Origin of the sequence: Microbacterium sp. APC 3901 (assembly GCF_030407765.1) — a bacterium.
GTDB lineage: Bacteria > Actinomycetota > Actinomycetes > Actinomycetales > Microbacteriaceae > Microbacterium.
Window position 1 is genome coordinate 35423 of sequence record NZ_JASDCU010000009.1, and the last position, 17839, is coordinate 53261.

General features: G+C 68.7%; 11 protein-coding genes. 6 read left to right on the top strand and 5 right to left on the bottom strand.

From position 1 onward, the window contains the following. Window positions 1-165 precede the first annotated feature (165 nt). On the bottom strand, window positions 166-1029 hold the full coding sequence (locus tag QMA07_RS09805; RefSeq protein WP_290161390.1) for a DNA-formamidopyrimidine glycosylase family protein: 864 nt from the start codon (window positions 1027-1029) through the stop codon (window positions 166-168). 46 nt (window positions 1030-1075) lie between these two features. Next, window positions 1076-1639 (bottom strand): GNAT family protein, encoded by a 564-nt coding sequence (locus QMA07_RS09810; protein ID WP_290161391.1) that lies wholly within the window; start codon window positions 1637-1639, stop codon window positions 1076-1078. A gap of 80 nt (window positions 1640-1719) precedes the next feature. Between QMA07_RS09810 and mfd the strand changes: the two genes are divergently transcribed. Beyond that, the gene (gene mfd / locus QMA07_RS09815) at window positions 1720-5298 is read left to right on the top strand and encodes a transcription-repair coupling factor (RefSeq protein ID WP_290161392.1); all 3579 of its coding nucleotides are present in this window, start codon (window positions 1720-1722) and stop codon (window positions 5296-5298) included. Here the strand turns inward: mfd and QMA07_RS09820 are convergent, their stop codons facing one another. Further along, entirely contained in the window at window positions 5299-6180 is an 882-nt protein-coding gene (locus tag QMA07_RS09820; protein ID WP_290161393.1) for an SDR family oxidoreductase, read from the bottom strand. Window positions 6181-6333: 153 nt separating this feature from the next. On the opposite strand from QMA07_RS09820, the gene QMA07_RS09825 reads away from it, so the two are divergent. The 3 genes from QMA07_RS09825 to QMA07_RS09835 all read left to right on the top strand — a co-directional run bounded on the left by QMA07_RS09825 (window position 6334) and on the right by QMA07_RS09835 (window position 11588). Beyond that, window positions 6334-6960, top strand: a complete 627-nt coding sequence (locus QMA07_RS09825) for a gamma carbonic anhydrase family protein (protein WP_140036551.1) — start codon at window positions 6334-6336, stop codon at window positions 6958-6960. Further along, the gene (locus tag QMA07_RS09830; protein WP_290161394.1) at window positions 6957-9998 is read left to right on the top strand and encodes an aminotransferase; all 3042 of its coding nucleotides are present in this window, start codon (window positions 6957-6959) and stop codon (window positions 9996-9998) included. The genes QMA07_RS09825 and QMA07_RS09830 overlap by 4 nt, the downstream gene beginning before the upstream one ends. A 156-nt stretch (window positions 9999-10154) precedes the next feature. Further along, complete coding sequence (locus QMA07_RS09835; RefSeq protein ID WP_290161395.1) at window positions 10155-11588, top strand: APC family permease; 1434 nt, start codon at window positions 10155-10157, stop codon at window positions 11586-11588. A gap of 69 nt (window positions 11589-11657) precedes the next feature. On the opposite strand, the gene gdhA is transcribed toward QMA07_RS09835, so the two are convergent. Then, on the bottom strand, window positions 11658-13028 hold the full coding sequence (gdhA, locus tag QMA07_RS09840) for an NADP-specific glutamate dehydrogenase (RefSeq protein WP_290161396.1): 1371 nt from the start codon (window positions 13026-13028) through the stop codon (window positions 11658-11660). 150 nt (window positions 13029-13178) lie between these two features. Continuing rightward, window positions 13179-15866, bottom strand: coding sequence for a phosphoenolpyruvate carboxylase (locus QMA07_RS09845; RefSeq protein WP_290161397.1), 2688 nt, complete (start codon window positions 15864-15866; stop codon window positions 13179-13181). 88 nt (window positions 15867-15954) lie between these two features. Here QMA07_RS09845 and nhaA point away from each other — a divergent pair, with 88 nt between their 5' ends. Then, entirely contained in the window at window positions 15955-17121 is a 1167-nt protein-coding gene (nhaA, locus tag QMA07_RS09850) for a Na+/H+ antiporter NhaA (protein WP_290161398.1), read from the top strand. Window positions 17122-17206: 85 nt separating this feature from the next. Beyond that, window positions 17207-17815 (top strand): MazG nucleotide pyrophosphohydrolase domain-containing protein, encoded by a 609-nt coding sequence (locus tag QMA07_RS09855; protein WP_290161603.1) that lies wholly within the window; start codon window positions 17207-17209, stop codon window positions 17813-17815. The last annotated feature ends 24 nt before the right edge of the window (window positions 17816-17839 follow it).

Consider the following 17839-nt stretch of genomic DNA (forward strand, 5'->3'; position numbering starts at 1 on the left):
GCCTCGCACCACCGTCGGTCCCGGAATTCCACCGGATCGGCATCTCGGAGAACCGAGACGCTCGCGGACTGTCACCGCCGGTTCGGATTCTCACCGACCCCGGAGCACGTTGATGCTCTGAGTGTACTCAACGCGTCTGAGGAGATTTCATTCCGCGTCATTCTGCTACTTGAGCAGCCGCGAGAGGCGGCGATCGGCGAGCGGTCTGCCGCCGGTCTGACAGGTCGGGCAGTACTCGAGAGAGCGGTCGGCGAAGAACACGCTGCGCACCGTGTCACCGCATACGGGGCAGGCTTCGCCTCGTTGGGCGTGCACCTGCATCCCACGGCGCTTCGCGTCTTTCAGATCGGCTGGAGGCTTGCCGGAAGCCTCGGCGACCGCTTCGGTCAGGGTCGTCTGCATGGCCGCGAACAGGCGGTCGATCTCGTCATCGTCGAGCTTGGCGGCGATCGCGTACGGCGACATGCGCGCGGCGTGCAGGATCTCGTCGGAGTAGGCGTTGCCGATCCCGGCGATCACGCTCTGGTCGCGCAGCAGCCCCTTGATCTGGGTCCGGCGTCCGTCGAGCAGCCCGGCGAACACATCTCGGGTGAATGTCTCCTCCAGCGGGTCCGGGCCGAGGCGGGCGATGCCGGGCACCTCTTCGGGGTCGCGCACGACGTAGACGGCGAGCGACTTCTTCGTCCCCGCCTCGGTGAGGTCGAATCCGCTCTCGTCGTCGAGGCCCACCCGCACGGCGATGGGCGACTTGCCCGGCTTGATGAGGGTCGTCGGCAGGGCCTCGTACCACCGCAGCCAGCCCGCCTTGGCGAGATGGAACACGAGGTGCAGGTCGTCGCCGAACGAGAGCACGATGAACTTGCCGCGGCGCGAGGCTGCGGTGATCTGCGCCCCGTGCAGAGCGGTGTTGGGCGGGTCGTAGGTCTTCAGCGCCGCGATGGCCCCCACGCTCGTGCGGATGATCGTGCGCCCCACGGTGCGTTCGGCGAGGAATGCGGTCAGGCCCTGGACTTCCGGCATCTCAGGCATGCGCTCATCCTGCCACCGACGTCGGACACGCGGCTAGGGAGCCACGTCAGAGGATCGGCCAGTCCACCGGAGTGCGGTCGTCGGTCGCGAGGAGCCCGCCGAACCATCCGTCGTCACGCCCGCGGTCGCTGGTGAGCGCCTGACGGCCCAGCCCCTCGTACCGGAATCCCAGCGCGCGGGCGGCTCGGGCCGACGGGATGTTGCCCGCGACCGCACGCCACCCGAGGCGGGCGAGGCCGAGCTCGTGGAACGCCCAGTCGACGACGGAGCGAGCGGCCTCGACGAGGTAGCCGTTGCAGCGGGCGGACGCCGTGACCCAGTAGCCGATCTCGGCGTGCCCGCCGGTGGAGTGCTCGACGATGTGATGCAGCCCGATCGAGGCGACCAGCTCGCCGTCGCGGTAGGCGCACCAGATCGCCTGGCTGCCGTCTGCCCACCACTCGCCGATCAGGCGCACATAGTCAGACGCGTCCGTGCGGCTGTAGGGGCTCGGCACGGTCGTCCACCGGGGGATCTCCGGGTCCTGACAGGCCGCCGTGATCGCGTCGATGTCGGACTCGTCCGGCACGTGCAGGACGAGTCGCTCGGTGGTGAGGGTGACCGATTCCATCCCGGCATCCTACGGCTCGCGCAGCGCGCGTCCAGGTCAGTGCCGATGCCGGTGTCGGTGGCCGCGGCTAGGCTTGTGCGGTGACTGTGCCGGGGATTCTGCGCGCCTTGGAAGAGGCATCTCTTTTTCGTGACGCCCTGACGTGGGCCCAGACCGACGCCGACCTCGGCCTCGTCGACGGACTCGACGCTCCGGCACTCGCCGGCCTGCTCGAGAAACGCCGAGCAGCGGGGCACCCCGCCGCGCTCCTGACCGTCGTCCCGACGGGAAGACGAGCCGAGAGCCTCGCTGCCGCGCTCGCCGCGTACATCCCCGATGCCGAGGTCGTGACCTTCCCGGCGTGGGAGACGCTGCCGCACGAGCGCCTCAGCCCCAGCACCGACACGGTGGGGCAGAGGCTGCAGACCCTGCGTCGCATAGCGGAGTGGTCGGGCGATCACCCCCTCGTCGTCGTGGCCTCCGTGCGAGCAGCTCTGCAGCCGATCGCCGGCAACCTCGGCGAGATCGCGCCGCTCGAGCTGCGCACCGCGAGTCGCGGTCACGAACTCGACCACGTCGTCGAGCAGCTGGTCGAGCGCGCCTACTCGCGAGTCGACATGGTGTCGCGCCGCGGCGAGTTCGCCGTCCGAGGCGGCATTCTCGACGTGTTCCCTCCGATCTCGGAGCATCCGTTCCGCGTCGAGTTCTTCGGCGACGAGATCGACCAGATCCGCTCGTTCTCCGTCGCCGATCAGCGCTCGCTTCCGGGCGATGTCGACGGTGTCGACCTCCCGCCGAGCCGCGAGCTGCTGCTGACTCCCGACGTGCGCGATCGCGCACGGGCGCTGATCGGCGGATTCCCGGCGATCGCGGGCATGCTCGAGAAGATGGCCGAGGGCATCCCGGTCGAGGGCATGGAGTCTCTTCTTCCGGCGGTCTCCGGTCCGCTCAAGTCGCTGGCGGAGTACCTGCCGGAGGGCATCGCGACGGCCGTCGTCGACCCCGAGCGGTCGAGCGCCCGCGCGATCACACTGGGCGAGACCAACCGCGAGTTCCTCGACGCGGCCTGGAGCGCGGCGACCTCGGGTGCGTCCGCTCCCATCGATCTCGGTGCCGGCGACTTCCTCACCATCGCCCGCTTGCGCGAGGTCGTGCGCGATCGCGGCGGCGTCTGGTGGCGGCTGAGCCCGTTCTCGATGGGCGGCGAGGATGCCGAGACCATCGACGCCTCGGTCATCCCGTCATTCCACGGCAACGTCGACGGTGCGATCTCGTTCGTCGAGGCCAAGGTCGCCGACGGCTGGAGGGTCGTCGTGATCGCCGCCGGAGCGGGCCTCGTCGACCGTGCCCGCGATGTGCTCTCCGATCGGGGAATCGCGGCCCGCATCGTGTCCGAGCTGACCGACGCGCCCGACACCGGCGTCGCGACGCTCGTCACCGGCTCGGTCGAATCCGGATTCCAGATCCCCGAGGCGAAGCTCGCGGTCCTCACCGACAACGAGTTCTACGGGCGCACGATCGGCGGCGACCAGCGCGTCGTCAAGAAGCTCGCGTCGCGCCGCAAGAACGTCGTGGATCCGCTGCAGCTCAAGCAGGGCGACTTCGTCGTGCACAACACCCACGGCATCGGCCGCTTCGTCGAGATGACGCAGCGCGAGGTCTCGACCGGCGGACGAAACGCGACGAAATCGGTGCGCGACTATCTCGTGCTCGAGTACGCGCCCTCGAAGCGCGGCTATCCCGGCGACAAGCTCTACGTGCCCACCGATCAGCTCGATCTGCTGTCGAAGTACGTCGGCGGTGAGGGGCCGACCCTCTCGAAGATGGGCGGCAGCGACTGGTCGCAGGCCAAGAGCAAGGCTCGCAAGGCCGTGCGCGACATCGCCGTCGAACTGGTCAAGCTCTACTCGGCGCGCATGAGCGCCAAGGGCCATGCGTTCGGCCCGGACACACCCTGGCAGCGCGAGCTCGAAGAGGCCTTCCCGTTCGCCGAGACCCTCGATCAGCTGCAGACCATCGACGAGATCAAAGCCGACATGGAGCGGCCGATCCCGATGGACAGGCTGCTGTCAGGCGACGTGGGCTTCGGCAAGACCGAGGTGGCCGTGCGTGCCGCGTTCAAAGCGATCCAGGACGGCAAGCAGGTCGCGATGCTCGTGCCGACCACGCTGCTCGTCAAGCAGCACCTCGAGACGTTCACCGAGCGCTTCGCCGGTTTCCCCGTCAAGGTGCGTCCGCTGTCGCGCTTCCAGACCGACAAGGAGGCGCGGCTCACTCTCGACGGCCTGCTCGACGGCACGGTCGACATGGTGATCGGCACCCACCGCATCCTCACCGACCAGGTCATGTTCAAGGACCTCGGTCTGATGATCATCGACGAGGAGCAGCGCTTCGGCGTCGAGCACAAGGACACGCTCAAGAAGATGAAGACGAATGTCGACATCCTCGCGATGAGCGCCACCCCGATCCCTCGAACCCTCGAGATGGCCGTCACCGGCATCCGTGAGATGTCGACGCTGGCGACTCCGCCGGAAGACCGGCATCCGATCCTCTCGTTCGTCGGCCCCCGCAGCGACAAGCAGATGGCCGCGGCGATCCGTCGGGAGATCCTGCGCGAGGGTCAGGTGTTCTTCGTGCACAACCGCGTGCAGTCGATCCAGCGTGTCGCGGCCCAGCTCGCCGAGCTCGTGCCCGAAGCGCGCATCGCCGTGGCGCACGGTCAGATGGGCGAGCATGCACTCGAACAGGTCGTCGACGACTTCTGGGAGCGCAAGTTCGACGTGCTCGTGTCGACCACGATCATCGAGACCGGCCTCGACATCGCGAATGCCAACACGATCATCATCGACAGGGCCGACAAGTACGGACTGAGCCAGCTGCACCAGCTGCGCGGCCGTGTGGGTCGTGGTCGCGAACGCGCCTACGCGTACTTCCTCTACGACGAGATGAAGCCGCTCAGCGAGACTGCTGCCGACCGGCTGCAGACGATCGCGGTGAACAACGACCTCGGATCCGGAATGCAGGTCGCGCTCAAGGACCTCGAGCTGCGCGGTGCCGGCAACCTGCTCGGGGGCGAGCAGGCCGGGCACATCGCCGGCGTCGGATTCGACCTCTACCTGCGGATGATCGGCGAGGCCGTCGCCACCTTCCGCGGTGAAGACGTCGAGTCCGGTCAGGAGCTGCGGCTCGAGCTGCCGCTGGACGCGCGCATCCCCGAGTACTACATCGACAGTGAGCGACTTCGTCTCGAGGCGTATCAGAAGCTGTCAGCCGCGTCGACGGCGACGGCGAAGGACGACGCGATCGATCTCGTCATCGACGAGCTCACCGACCGTTACGGGACTCCTCCCGACGAGGTCACGGGGCTGATCGCGGTCTCCCGCCTTCGCCGTCGCGCGGCCAGAGCCGGGCTCTCCGACGTCGTGGTCATGGGCTCGAACCTGCGCATCGCGCCGGCCCGGCTCGAGGACTCGATCAAGGTGCGCCTGCAGCGGCTGTACCCCAAGGCGAAGCTGGTCGGCGGGGGCGAGGCGCTCGTCGTGCCGATGCCGACGGTGCCCGCTGCCGTGGGAGTCGGACTCGAACCGCTGCAGGCGGCCGAGCTGCTCGCATGGGTCGACCAGCTGTTCACGGCGATCTTCCCCGATCCGGTCGCAGCCGAGAATGCCGCGCAGGCCTAGCTAGAGCGAGAATCCGCCGTCGGTGGTCAGCACCTGTCCGACCACCCACGACCCGGCGTCCGTGCACAGCCAGCCGATCAGGCGGGCCGGATCATCGGGGCGCCCGACCCGGCCGAACGGCGTGCCGGCGATCCAGTCCTCGACGCCCGACAGATCGCGATCCGTGGTGTCGGCGTCGAGGTAGCCCGTGTTCACGGGGCCCGGGTTGACCGTGTTCAGCACGATCCCGACGTCGAGAAGCTCGGCGGCCGTCGATCGCGTGATCCCTGCGAGCGCGGCCTTGCTCGTCGCGTACGAGATCTCGCCGCGCATCGCTCCGTGTCCCTGGCCGGAGGTCATCCAGACGACGTGAGCCGTCGGCTTCTCGAAGGGGCCGAGCGACGGAATGCTGTCGCCGGGGCGGCCCACCGAAGTCTCAGCACCGCCGAGCTCGCGGCGTACTCGATTCGCCAGCCCGGCTGTGAGCAGCAGCGAAGCACGGGCGTTGGCCTGCCAGTGCGCGTCGAGCCGGTCGGCCGTCATGTCGAAGATCGTGCCGTCTCCGCCGCTCATCGCCTGGTTGCAGACGACGATGTCGAGCCGGCCGGAGAGGGCGGACGCCGCATCGAGCAGCGGTGCGATGCTGTCGGGGTCTCGGAGATCCGCTTGCGCGTCATCCATCACGGCGCCGGATGCGAGAGAGTCGCGGACGCCTGCGCGAACGGACTCGAGGTCATCGCCGCCCCAGGGGTGGTCGAGATCATGCGGGCGGAAGTGGTGGATGAACACGTTCGCGCCGAGAGACGCGAGTGTCGTCGCAGTCGCGAATCCGATGCCGCGTCTGCGGGAGACGCCGGTCACCAGAGCGGTGCGTCCGAGCAGGGGGAGCGCTGTGGAGGGCATGAGGATGAGCCTTTCGATCGACGAAGCCTCGGGGGCGCCGAATGGCAGCCGGAGGCGGGAAGGGATCGAGTCACCTGCATTGCATGGGCGCCAGCGTAGCAGGAGGCTCGGTCAGCCTTCTCGACTCCGGCGCGGCGGCGCTACGCTGGCGTCATGTTGTACGAGCACCTCGGGGCTCGGCCCCGGATCCATGACACCGCCGTCGTCGCTCCCACCGCCGTGATCTCCGGAGACGTCACTATCGGACCAGACTGCCAGGTGCTTCACGGCGCCGTCATCACCGCCGAGGGAGGACCCATCACGATCGGCGAGCACGTCATCGTGATGGAGAACGCGCTGATCAGGGCCACAGCTGCGAATGCCGTGCATATCGGCTCGCACACGCTCGTCGGAACCCTCGCGAGCATCGCGGGGGCGACCGTCGGCGAAGAGGTCTTCTTCGCGTCCGGCGCGCGGATCTTCAACGGGGCCCTGGTGGGCGATCGATGCGAGGTCCGTGTGAACGCCATCGTGCACCGACGAGCGGTGCTGCCGGCCGGCACGGTCGTTCCGATCGGCTGGGTCGCGGTCGGCGATCCCGTGCAGCTCCTGTCTCCGGACAGGGAGGCGGAGATCTCCGCGGCCCAGCCCGAGCTCGACTTCCCGGGGCACGTCTTCGGTGTGGATCGCGACACGCCCGACCTCATGGTGCAGCTCACCGAGCGCTACGGCAGCTCGTTGGCCCGGCACGCCGACGATGTGCGGCTCGACGCCGACGGCCGCGCGGCAGGTCGAGGGTGAGTGACGGGGCAGGGCTCATCCGACCGGACATCAGCACGGAGGACGCCGCGCTGATCGCTCGTGAATGCTACGGAGTCGAGGCTGTCGCGACGGAGCTCGGAAGCAATCAGGACCGCAACTTCGTACTGGTCGAACCGGACGGATCGCGCAGCGTGCTGCGCGTCGACAACCCCGTGTTCGGCGATGACGCGAGAGCCGCACAGCATGAGGCGCTCGACGCGTATCGGGCGGCCGGAGTGCGGGTTCCCGCCGTGCTCCCCGGACGCGACGGTCAGCTCACGCAGCGCTGGCGGGGATTCGCGGTGCGACGCAGCGAGTTCGCCGAGGGTGAGCCGATGGTCGACGCGGGCTATCTCGCACCCGTCGTGCTCGCCGAGTTCGGCGCCCTGGCCGCGGCGTCCGTGAACGCGCTCGCCGGTCTCGCGCACCCGGGGCTCGAGCGCGAGCAGATGTGGGACATGCGCGTCGCGCACGAGCAGCTCAGCGTGCTCGCCCCGGCGGTGACGGAGGCCGAGTTGCGCTCCCGAATGCGCACAGCCGCGGACGAGGCGCAGAAGGCGCTGTCGATCGTCGCAGCCGCGCTGCCTGTGCAGCCTATCCACGGCGACCTGACAGACGACAACGTCACAGGGACGCGGGGGGATGACTCCCGCCTGCACCCGCACATCGTGCTCGATCTGGGCGATCTGGGGCTCGGCTGGCGGGTCGCCGAACTGGCGGTGTGCGTCTCGTCGATGCTGCACCACGAGCCCGAGCGCCCGCTTCGGGTGCTCGAGACCGTGGCCGCGTTCCATGCCGACGCACCGCTCACCCGTGATGAGGCGCTCGCGGTGTGGCCGCTGGTCGTGCTGCGAGCCGCTCTGCTCGTCGCAAGCGGATGGAGACAGCTCGAGATCGACGGCGACAACGACTACGCCCGCGAGCGGATCGCGGGCGAGCAGGCCATCTTCGACGCCGCGACTGCCGTTCCGCTCGCCGAGGCGACGGAGCTGGTGCTCGCCCGGCTGGGGTTCGAGGCGTCGGAGTTCGAGGCGCCGGAGTTCGAGGCGTCGGGGACTACCTCGCCCGCGACGGTGCCGGAGCCCGACGCTCCAGGGCCGGAGGCGTCGCCGATCGATGCCTCGGCCGAGGCGCCCCCCGAGCTCTCGACCCTTCTCCCCGAGCTCGACGGTCGCGTCGTCGTGGTCGACCCGGGTGTCGAGGCCGAGGCGCTCGACGACGGGCGGTGGGCGCATCCCGACGCCGAGTCGCTCCTCGTCGCCGAGGCCCACGCGAAGGGCGCTCGTGCCGCCGTCGTGCCCTACGGCGTGTTCCGGCTCACTCGCACGACGGTCGACACCGCGAGCGCTGCATCCACGTGGCCGGTCGAGACTGAAGTGCACGTCGCCCCTGGACCGTCGTCGCGGATTATCGCGCCGGAAGAGGGCGAGCTCAAGATCACCGAGGGAGGGGTGCGCATAGCGCTCGATGACGGGTGGGTGCTCGAGCTCCGAGGCGCCGACCTCGAGCCGAACCGCAGCGGACGAGTCGAGCGGGGCGAGAGCATCGGCAGGCTCGCCGCATCCTTCGAGAACAGGACCATCGTCATCGGCCTCCGACGAGCTGATGCTCCGCCGCTTCCGGCCCCACGGCCCGATGCGCCCGCTGCGGCGCATCTCGTGGCCCCGGATCGTGTCGCGGCGTGGTGTCGCTTCACCGCAGACCCGGCAGTGTTGCTCGGGCTCGCCTCCCACGCACAGCGCGACGAGGCCACGCAGGAGCTCGAGCGCAGGGAGCGCATCTTCGCGACCGCGCAGGAGCGCTATTACGAACACCCGCCGCAGATCGAACGCGGCTGGCGGCATCATCTCATCGACACGACCGGTCGCAGCCACATAGACATGGTGAACAACGTCGCGGGACTCGGACACGGCCACCCCCGGGTGGCGGCAGCCGCGAATCAGCAGCTGAAGACGCTCGCCACGAACTCGCGATTCCTGTTCCGGGGCCTCGCCGAGTACAGCGAGAGGCTGATCGCGCTGATGCCCGAGGGGAGCGGTCTCGACACCGTGCTGCTCGTGAACAGCGGCTCGGAGGCGGTCGATCTCGGCATCCGTCTGGCCCAGGCGGCCACCGGGAGACGCTCGGTGGTGGCTCTCCGAGAGGCTTATCACGGGTGGACGATGGCGAGCGATGCGGTCACGACCAGCGCCTACGACAACCCTCATGCGCTCGCCACACGGCCCGACTGGGTGCACGTCGCCGACGTGCCCAACCCGTTCCGCGGCACCTATCGCGGCCAGAGCACGGCCGGCCGCTACCTCGCCGATCTCACCGCAGACCTCGACGTTCTCGCCGCGGACGGCAGAGCGCCCGCCGCGTTCCTGTGCGAGTCCGTGCTGGGAAACGCAGGCGGAGTGCTCCTTCCGGACGGCTACCTGGCGGGAGCCTACGAGCTCGTGCGCGCGCGCGGTGGTCTCTGCATCGCCGACGAGGTGCAGGTGGGCTTCGGTCGCATGGGATCGAGCTTCTGGGGATTCGAGCAGTCCGGAGTGATTCCCGACATCGTCACGATCGCCAAACCGATGGGCAACGGCTTCCCCATCGGAGGCGTGATCACGTCGCGGCGGATCGCCGACGCGCTGAGCACCCAGGGACAGTTCTTCTCGTCGGCCGGTGGCAGCACTCTCAGCAGCGCAGTCGGTCTCGCCGTCCTCGACGCGATGGTCGAGGACGACCTGCAGCGCAACGCCCTCGAGGTCGGTCGGCATCTGGCAGGCGCTCTCCGTGCGCTCGCGCATCGGCATCCGCTGATCGGTCCCGTCCACGGGGAGGGGCTCTATCTCGGCGTCGAGCTCGTGCGCGATCACGACACGATGGAGCCCGCTGATGCCGAGGCCGCGTCGATCTGCGAGCGGATGCGGGAGCTCGGCGTGATCGTGCTCACGACCTCGGAGCGTTCGAACGTGCTGAAGATCAAACCTCCGCTCTGCCTGACCGTCGAGAGCGCCGACCATGTCGTCGCGATGCTGGATCGAGTGCTCGCCGAAGGCTGGTGATCGACCACATCTTCGAATCGCGCGGAGATTCGGCATGTTAAATGCGTATTTCGAACCAGATCTTCTCTTCCGCTGAGGAATATCTCGGGTACATACTGAGCGTCAGTGTCGGACCGCCCGAAGTCCGGCCCCTGCGATGTTCCCGAAGGAGTACTCATGGCCACGCCCCTCAAGACGAAGCCGCTCGCGCAGGGCGGAGGAACCCTCCGACGAAATCTGGGCCTCTGGGCGATCGTCGGTCTCGGACTCGGCTACATGACGCCGACCGTCGTGTTCGACACGTTCGGCATGGTGGCCCGCGACACCGACAATGTCGTCCCCGCCGCCTACCTCGTCGCCCTCGTCGTGATGGTCTTCACCGCCATCAGCTACGGCAAGATCTCGAGTGCCATCCCGAGCGCCGGCTCCGCCTACACATACGTGCGCGAATCGATCCACCCCAACCTCGGATTCATGGTGGGCTGGACATCTCTCATCGACTACGTGCTGCTTCCGATGGTCAACTGCCTGATCATCCGCAGCTACCTGGAGGCACTGTTCCCCGACATCCCCGGTTGGATCTGGGTCGTGCTGTACTGCATCCTCGTCACGAGCATCATCTACATGACCATGCGCGGCACCTCGAACATGAACATGATCCTGCTGGTGTTCTCGATCGTCGTGATGGTCGTCTTCGTCGTGATGGTCGTCGCGCAGCTGATGCGCGGCGAGGGCGCGGGAACGATCGCCTCGGCCGCCCCCTTCATCCACGACGGCGCGACCATGGGCGCTGTGCTCATGGGCGCCACGATCGTCTGCTTCTCGTTCATCGGATTCGACGCCGTCACCATGTATGCGGAGGAGGCGAAGGATCCGAAGATCATGCCGAAGGCGATCCTGCTCACGGTGCTGCTCGGCGGGGCGATCTTCCTCGTCGCCGGGTACGTCACGCAGCTGCGCTTCCCCGACTGGAACGAGTTCGCCCCGGGCGGCGACATGCAGTACGTCGAGGACTCGACGCTGCCGATCATCGGAAACCTCGTCGGCGGCGACGTGCTCATGGCCGTGCTGACGGCCGCAGGGTTCTGCGCCACCCTGGCATCGGGTCTCGCCTCGCACGCGTCGGTGTCGCGCATGCTTCTGGTGATGGGTCGCAACAACGTGCTGCCGCAGAAGGCGTTCGGATACATCAACCCGCGCACGCACACGCCGACGTTCAACATCGTGCTGGTGGGCGCCATCTCGCTGCTGGCGATCCCGTTCACCCTCGAGCTGATCGCGGCGTGGATCAACTACGGAGCGCTGATCGCCTTCACCTTCGTCAACATCTCGGTGATCGCGTGGTTCGCGATCCGCAAGGGGCGGCGCCACACGCCGCGCGACATCTTCTCGTACATCGTGATGCCGGGAATAGGCATGCTGCTCACCGGGCTGCTGTGGGTCAACCTGCACCAGGACGCCCTCGTGGGCGGTCTGACCTGGACGGCCCTCGGCCTGATCTATCTCGCCGTCATCACCAAGGGCTTCCGCAAGAAGGTCGTCGCGTTCGACGAGAACCAGGCGGTGACCGGATTCAACAAGGTCGTCGACGTCCCGGTCGACAAGGCCTGACGCGGGACGCAGAAGAGCCGCCACCCACGAGGGAGGCGGCTCTTCATCCGTGCACGGGTGCGAGGGGTGTCAGATCACGCCCTGCGCGAGCATCGCGCCGGCGACGCGCTCGAAACCGGCGATGTTCGCGCCCGCGACGTAGTCACCCGCGACGTCGTATCGCTCTGCGGCGTCGAACGCGGCGCTGTGGATGTCGGCCATGATCTCGCGCAGCTTGTTCTCGCTCGCGTCGAAGGTCCACCGCTGACGCGAGGCGTTCTGGCTCATCTCGAGTGCGGAAGTCGCCACGCCACCGGCGTTCGCCGCCTTGCCGGGAGCGAAGAGCACGCCGGCGCCCTGGAAAGCCTCGACGGCCGCAGGCAGGCAGGGCATGTTCGCCCCCTCGGATACGGCGCGCACGCCGTTCGCGATCAGGGCCTCGGCGGCATCGAGGTCGAGCTCGTTCTGCGTGGCGGAGGGCACGGCGATGTCGACGGGCACCTCCCAGACGCTGCCGCCCTCGACGAAGCGCGCGCCGGGGCGCCGGTTCGCGTACTCGACGATGCGGGCGCGCTCGACCTCCTTGATCTGACGCAGCAGGTCGACGTCGATGCCTGCATCATCGACGACGTAGCCCGAGGAGTCGGATGCGGTCACAGCGGTCGCGCCGAGCTGCGAGGCCTTCTGGATCGCGTAGATCGCGACGTTGCCCGATCCCGAGACCCCGACGCGCTTGCCGTCGAGCGAGTCGTTGTGCACGCCGAGCATCTCCTGTGCGAAGAACACGGCCCCGTATCCGGTGGCCTCGGTGCGCACCTCGGCGCCGCCCCAGCCGGTGCCCTTGCCCGTGAACATGCCCGACTCGTGGCGGTTGGTGATCTTGCGGTACTGGCCGAAGAGGTAGCCGATCTCGCGACCGCCGACGCCGATGTCTCCTGCGGGAACGTCGGTGTGCTCACCCAGGTGACGGTAGAGCTCGCTCATGAACGACTGGCAGAAGCGCATGATCTCGGCATCCGACCGTCCGTGCGGGTCGAAGTCGGAGCCGCCCTTGCCGCCGCCGATGCCCTGCCCGGTGAGCGCGTTCTTGAAGATCTGCTCGAATCCGAGGAACTTGATGATCGACAGGTTGACCGAGGGGTGGAAGCGCAGGCCGCCCTTGTACGGGCCGAGGACGGAGGAGAACTGGACGCGGTAGCCGCGGTTGACCTGCAGGCGACCGGCATCGTCGACCCACGGCACCCGGAACAGGATCTGACGCTCGGGCTCGACCAGACGGTCGAGGATGCCTCCGTCGACGAACTGGGGGTTGCGCTCGAGCACCGGGGCGATCGAGTTCAGCACCTCGTGCACGGCCTGCTGGAACTCGGGTTCGTGCGGGCTGCGGGTGAGCACCGTGTCGAACACGGGCTGCACGGACTCGGCGAGCGGGTGGAAGTCGGCGGATGGCGAAGAGGTCACGCGAAAGAGCTTTCTGATCGGGGGATGGTGCTGCGTGCGATCGTGTCGCGTGAGGGTGCGCCGGATCGGGCGGAGTTTTCACTCTAGCGGGCACGTCGATGCGAGGTCCTTCACACCGGAATGCACCCGCTCAGGCGCGGTGGGGGTCGATCACCCGGTGTTCTGCAGGCCGGCGGCGACGCCGCTGACGGAGAGCAGCAGCAGGCGCTTCTGCTCGTCGTCGGCACCGGAACCAGACGCCTCGGAGGGGTCTCGCAGCGCGCGCAGAGCACGCAGCTGCAGCAGCGACAGCGCATCGACGTACGGTGTGCGCAGCTGCACCGCGCGCTGCAGGATCGGCTTGTTCTCGAGCAGCCCGACGCCGCCGGTGAGGCGGATGACCCATTCGCGGGTGAGCGCGAGCTCATCCAGCACGAGCTGCGCGAGATCGTCGCGGTCGCCGAGTGCGAGGTACTGGCGGGCGATGCGCTCATCGGTCTTCGCGAGGCTCATCGCCACGTTGTCGATCATGGTGCGCAGCAGCGGCCAGTCGCGGTAGGCCTCGACGAGTCGTTCCTCGTCGCCGACGGCGGCGAGAGCCGTGCCCAGACCGAACCAGCCCGCGAGGTTGATGCGCGCCTGGGTCCAGGCGAACACCCACGGGATGGCACGCAGATCTTCGAGCGACTCGACCGACAGGCCGCGTCGTGCCGGGCGCGAGCCCAGGGCGAGCAGGCCGATCTCCTCGAGAGGAGTCACCGTCGCGAACCAGGGCGCGAAGCCCTCGGCCTTGACGAGCGAGAAGAACCGCTCGCGCGACGAGGTGTCCATGACGGCAGCGATGTCGGCGAAACGCGTCGCCGCGTCGCTCGTGTGCTTCTCGACCGACGGCGACGACGCGAGCAGGGTCGCCGCGGCGACCTGGTCGATGTGGCGCATCGCGATGGCCGGCTCGCCATAGCGGGCGAAGATGACCTCACCCTGCTCGGTGAGCTTGAAGCGACCGTCGACAGAGTGCGGCGGCTGAGCGAGGATCGCCGAGTTGGCCGGTCCGCCGCCGCGCCCGAGAGCGCCACCGCGGCCGTGGAACAGCGTCAGCTCGATGTCCGACTCCTGCGCCCACTGCGCGATCTTCTCCTGCGCCTCGTACAGTGCGAGGTTGGCGGCGACCGGGCCGACGTCCTTCGACGAGTCCGAGTATCCGAGCATGACCTCGAGCCGGTTGCCGGTCGCTGCGAGTCGCGCCTGGAACTCCGGGAAGGTCACGGCCTCGGCGAGGATGCCGGGCGCGGCCTGCAGATCGGCGAACGTCTCGAACAGGGGGACCACGTCGAGCACGGGCGCGTCGTCGCCGAGCGCGTGCCTGGCAAGACGGTGCACGTTCGCGAGGTCGGAGGCCGCCTGCGTGAAGGAGACGACGTATCGACCGGCGGCGCGGAGGCCCCGATCGCGCTGGATCTCCGCGATCACGCGGAAGACCTCGAGCACCTCTTCGGTCTGCGCGCTGATCGGCTCGCCGCTCTCGAGCTCTGCGAGGGCCTTGGCATGCACCTGCGAGTGCTGTCGCACCTCGAGCTCGGTGAGGTGGAAGCCGTACGTCTCCACCTGCCAGATCAGGTGCTGCACACCACCGAAGGCGTGGCGCTTGGCGCCGGCATCCGACAGCGACGACTGCACCGTGCGGAGGTCTTCGAGCAGCTCCTCCGGGCGGGCATAGCCCTGCTCGTCGCCGTGCCTGGTGGCGGCGACGCGATGGGCCAGGGCGAGCAGCACCCGTCGGTGGGGTTCGCCGGGGGAGCGGGCGGCCAGTTCGTGGGCGACCCGCGGTTCGGAGGCCGTGAACGACTCCCACAGCGCCAAGACGGCGTCACTCGGGGGAGTGTCCTCGGCGCTGAGCGTGAGCGTGCGGCCGATGCGCTCGAGCGCGCGCTCGAGACCGCGGAGCACATGGTCGGAGGCGATCTGCGACGCCTCGCGTGTCACGGATGCCGTCACGAAGGGGTTGCCGTCGCGGTCGCCGCCGACCCAGGAGCCGATGCGCACGAAGGCGGGCACGACAGGTGCGCTCGCGCCGGAGTCGTCGCCGCGCAGTGCGTCGTCGATGCGGCGGTACACGTGGGGCACCGTGGTGAAGAGCGTCTCGTCGAACACGCCCATGACCGTGCGCACCTCGTCGGTCGGAGACGGCTTCTCGGCGCGCAGGGGAGCGGTGCGCCAGAGCGTGTCGATCTCCTCCAGCATCCGACGTCGGGCGCGGTGCTCCTCGGCTCCGCCCTCGCTCGCGGCGTCGTGCTGGGTGAGCAGCTCGGAGAGGCGACGGATGCTCGACGACACGGCTCGACGGCGCGCCTCGGTCGGGTGGGCGGTGAACACGGGGTGGAAGCGCAGCCCCTCGAGGCGGCGGCGAGCCTCGTCATCGCCGACCTCGGTCTTCAGACGTGCATACGCGGTGGCGACGGTGTCTGCGGCATCCTCGCGTCCCGGCTGGCCGGCGCGCTCGCGCAGCACCCGCACGCGCTGGTGCTCCTCGGCGAGATTGACGAGGTGGAAGTAGCAGGTGAACGCCCGGGCGACCTCGTCGGCGCGCGCGACGGTGAACGACTCGGCGATCGCCGCCGCACGGTCGAAGGCGTCGGACGTCTCCTCGTCGTAGGCCTGGATCGTCGCCAGCCGCAGGCGCTCGACGTCCTCGAAGAGGTCGTCTCCGCCCGCTTCGCGCAGAACCTGGCCGAGAAGGGCGCCGAGCATTCGCACATCGGTGCGCATGGCATCCGGAATGCCGCGCCCCGCTTCGAAACGGCCGATGATGCGGATGGCCGAGGTGTCAGTGGGCTCGGGGAAAGCGTGTTCGGGGGTCACCGTTCGAGAGTATCCCGGGTCGGGGCGGTGGTCTGAACGCATGACGATGTGAGACGTCTGAGCCGCCGGGCGAATTAGCATGGACGCGATGCGCATCTCAGCGAACCCCCTTCGCGGGCAGCAGTTTCCCGCCCTGCTCCTCCTCGTCGCGGCCGGACTCGGTCTGCTGCTGGCGAATCTTCCGACGCATGATGCGCTCGCCGCCGTGCTCGACCACCATCTCGCGGTTCCCGGCACGGCTCTCGACCTCTCGATCGAGCACTGGGTCTCCGACGGTCTGCTCGCCGTGTTCTTCCTCGTCGTGGCGATCGAACTGCGCCACGAGCTGACACACGGTGAGCTCGACTCGCCGAGAAAGGCGATGCAGCCGGCGATCGCCGCCACAGGGGGAGTGCTGGTGCCGATCGCGATCTACCTCCTCATCGCCGGAGACTCGGCCACCGTCACCGGCTGGCCCATTCCGACGGCGACGGACATCGCCTTCGCGCTCGGAGTGCTCGCGGTGTTCGGACGAGGCCTGCCGTCGAACGTCCGAGTGTTCCTGCTGGCTCTGGCGATCCTCGACGACATCATCGGCATCATCTTCATCGCGGTGCTGTTCGCCCGCGACGTGCAGTGGCTGCTGCTGGGGCTCGCGGTAGTCGCGGTCGCGGTCTTCTGGTTCCTGAGCAGGCTGCTGCACGAGAAGGGGCATGCGGCGATCGCCGTCGCGATGATCGTGGTCGGAGTCGTGGCCTGGGGGCTCGTCGCCTCCTCCGGCATCCATGCCACGATCGCGGGCGTGCTGCTGGGTCTCGTGATGTCGCCTGTTCCCGCCGCGCGCACCCGGCACGTGCTCGAACCCACGGTCAACGGCGGGATCCTGCCGGTGTTCGCGTTCGTCGCCGCGTTCGTGGTGATCCCCGACCTCGCGCCCACCGAGCTCTCGCCCGCGTTCTGGGGCATCGTGGTCGCCCTCCCGGTGGGCAAGATCATCGGCATCTCGCTGTTCGGTTGGATCGCCATGCGCATCCGTCCCCGCGGCGCGGAGCCCGCGCTGCCGTTCGGCGACATCCTCGCGGCCGGTGCGCTGGGCGGCATCGGCTTCACGGTCTCGCTGCTGCTGGCGAACCTCGCCTTCGCGACAGACGCGGGCATCCGCGATCAGGCGATCCTGGGTGTGCTCGTGGGCTCGCTCCTGGCACTCATGCTGTCGGGTGTGATCGTGTCGCTGCGCGCGCGTTCGTACCGACGCGCGGGTGTCGTGACATCGTGACGGCCGGCTAGGAGGAATCGTGTCTGCAGGGGCTTCACCGACTGATCGACCGGACCTCGACCCGCTGCGTGCGGCGGCCGAGACTATGCGCGAGGTGCGTGAGCGCTGCGTCTGGTCGCAGCAGATCACCCACCGCGACCTCGTGCCGTACCTGATCGAGGAGTCGCACGAGGTGATCGACGCCGTCGAGGGCGGCACACGCGCCGACCTGCGTGAGGAACTGGGTGACCTGCTCTGGCAGGTGCTGTTCCACGCCGCGATCGCCGCGCAGGATGCGGACGACCCGTTCGACATCGACGACGTCGCGGCCACCCTGACCGAGAAGATGGTGCGGCGGCATCCGCATGTCTTCGCCGATGAGGTCGCGACGACGCCCGAAGAGGTCCTCGTGCACTGGAACGCCGCGAAGGCGGCGGAGAAGCGCACGAGGCGAAGTGTGCTCGACGGGATCCCGCGCGCGATGCCGGCGCTCGCTCTGGCGCAGAAGATCGTCGGTCGGGCTGCGGGGGCCGGAGTCGACGGCGCCGGGACGGACGCAGCGACTGCGAGGCCGGCTTCGGAGGCAGAGCTGGGCGACGCGCTGCTCGGCCTCGTCGCGGTCGCCCGCGCCGAGGGCTGGGACGCCGAACGAGCGCTGCGAGAACGACTCAGAGCGCTCGAGGAGGAAGTCCGCGAGGCCGAATCGGGGTCGTGAGGCCACGGCCCGCCCCGCCGACCT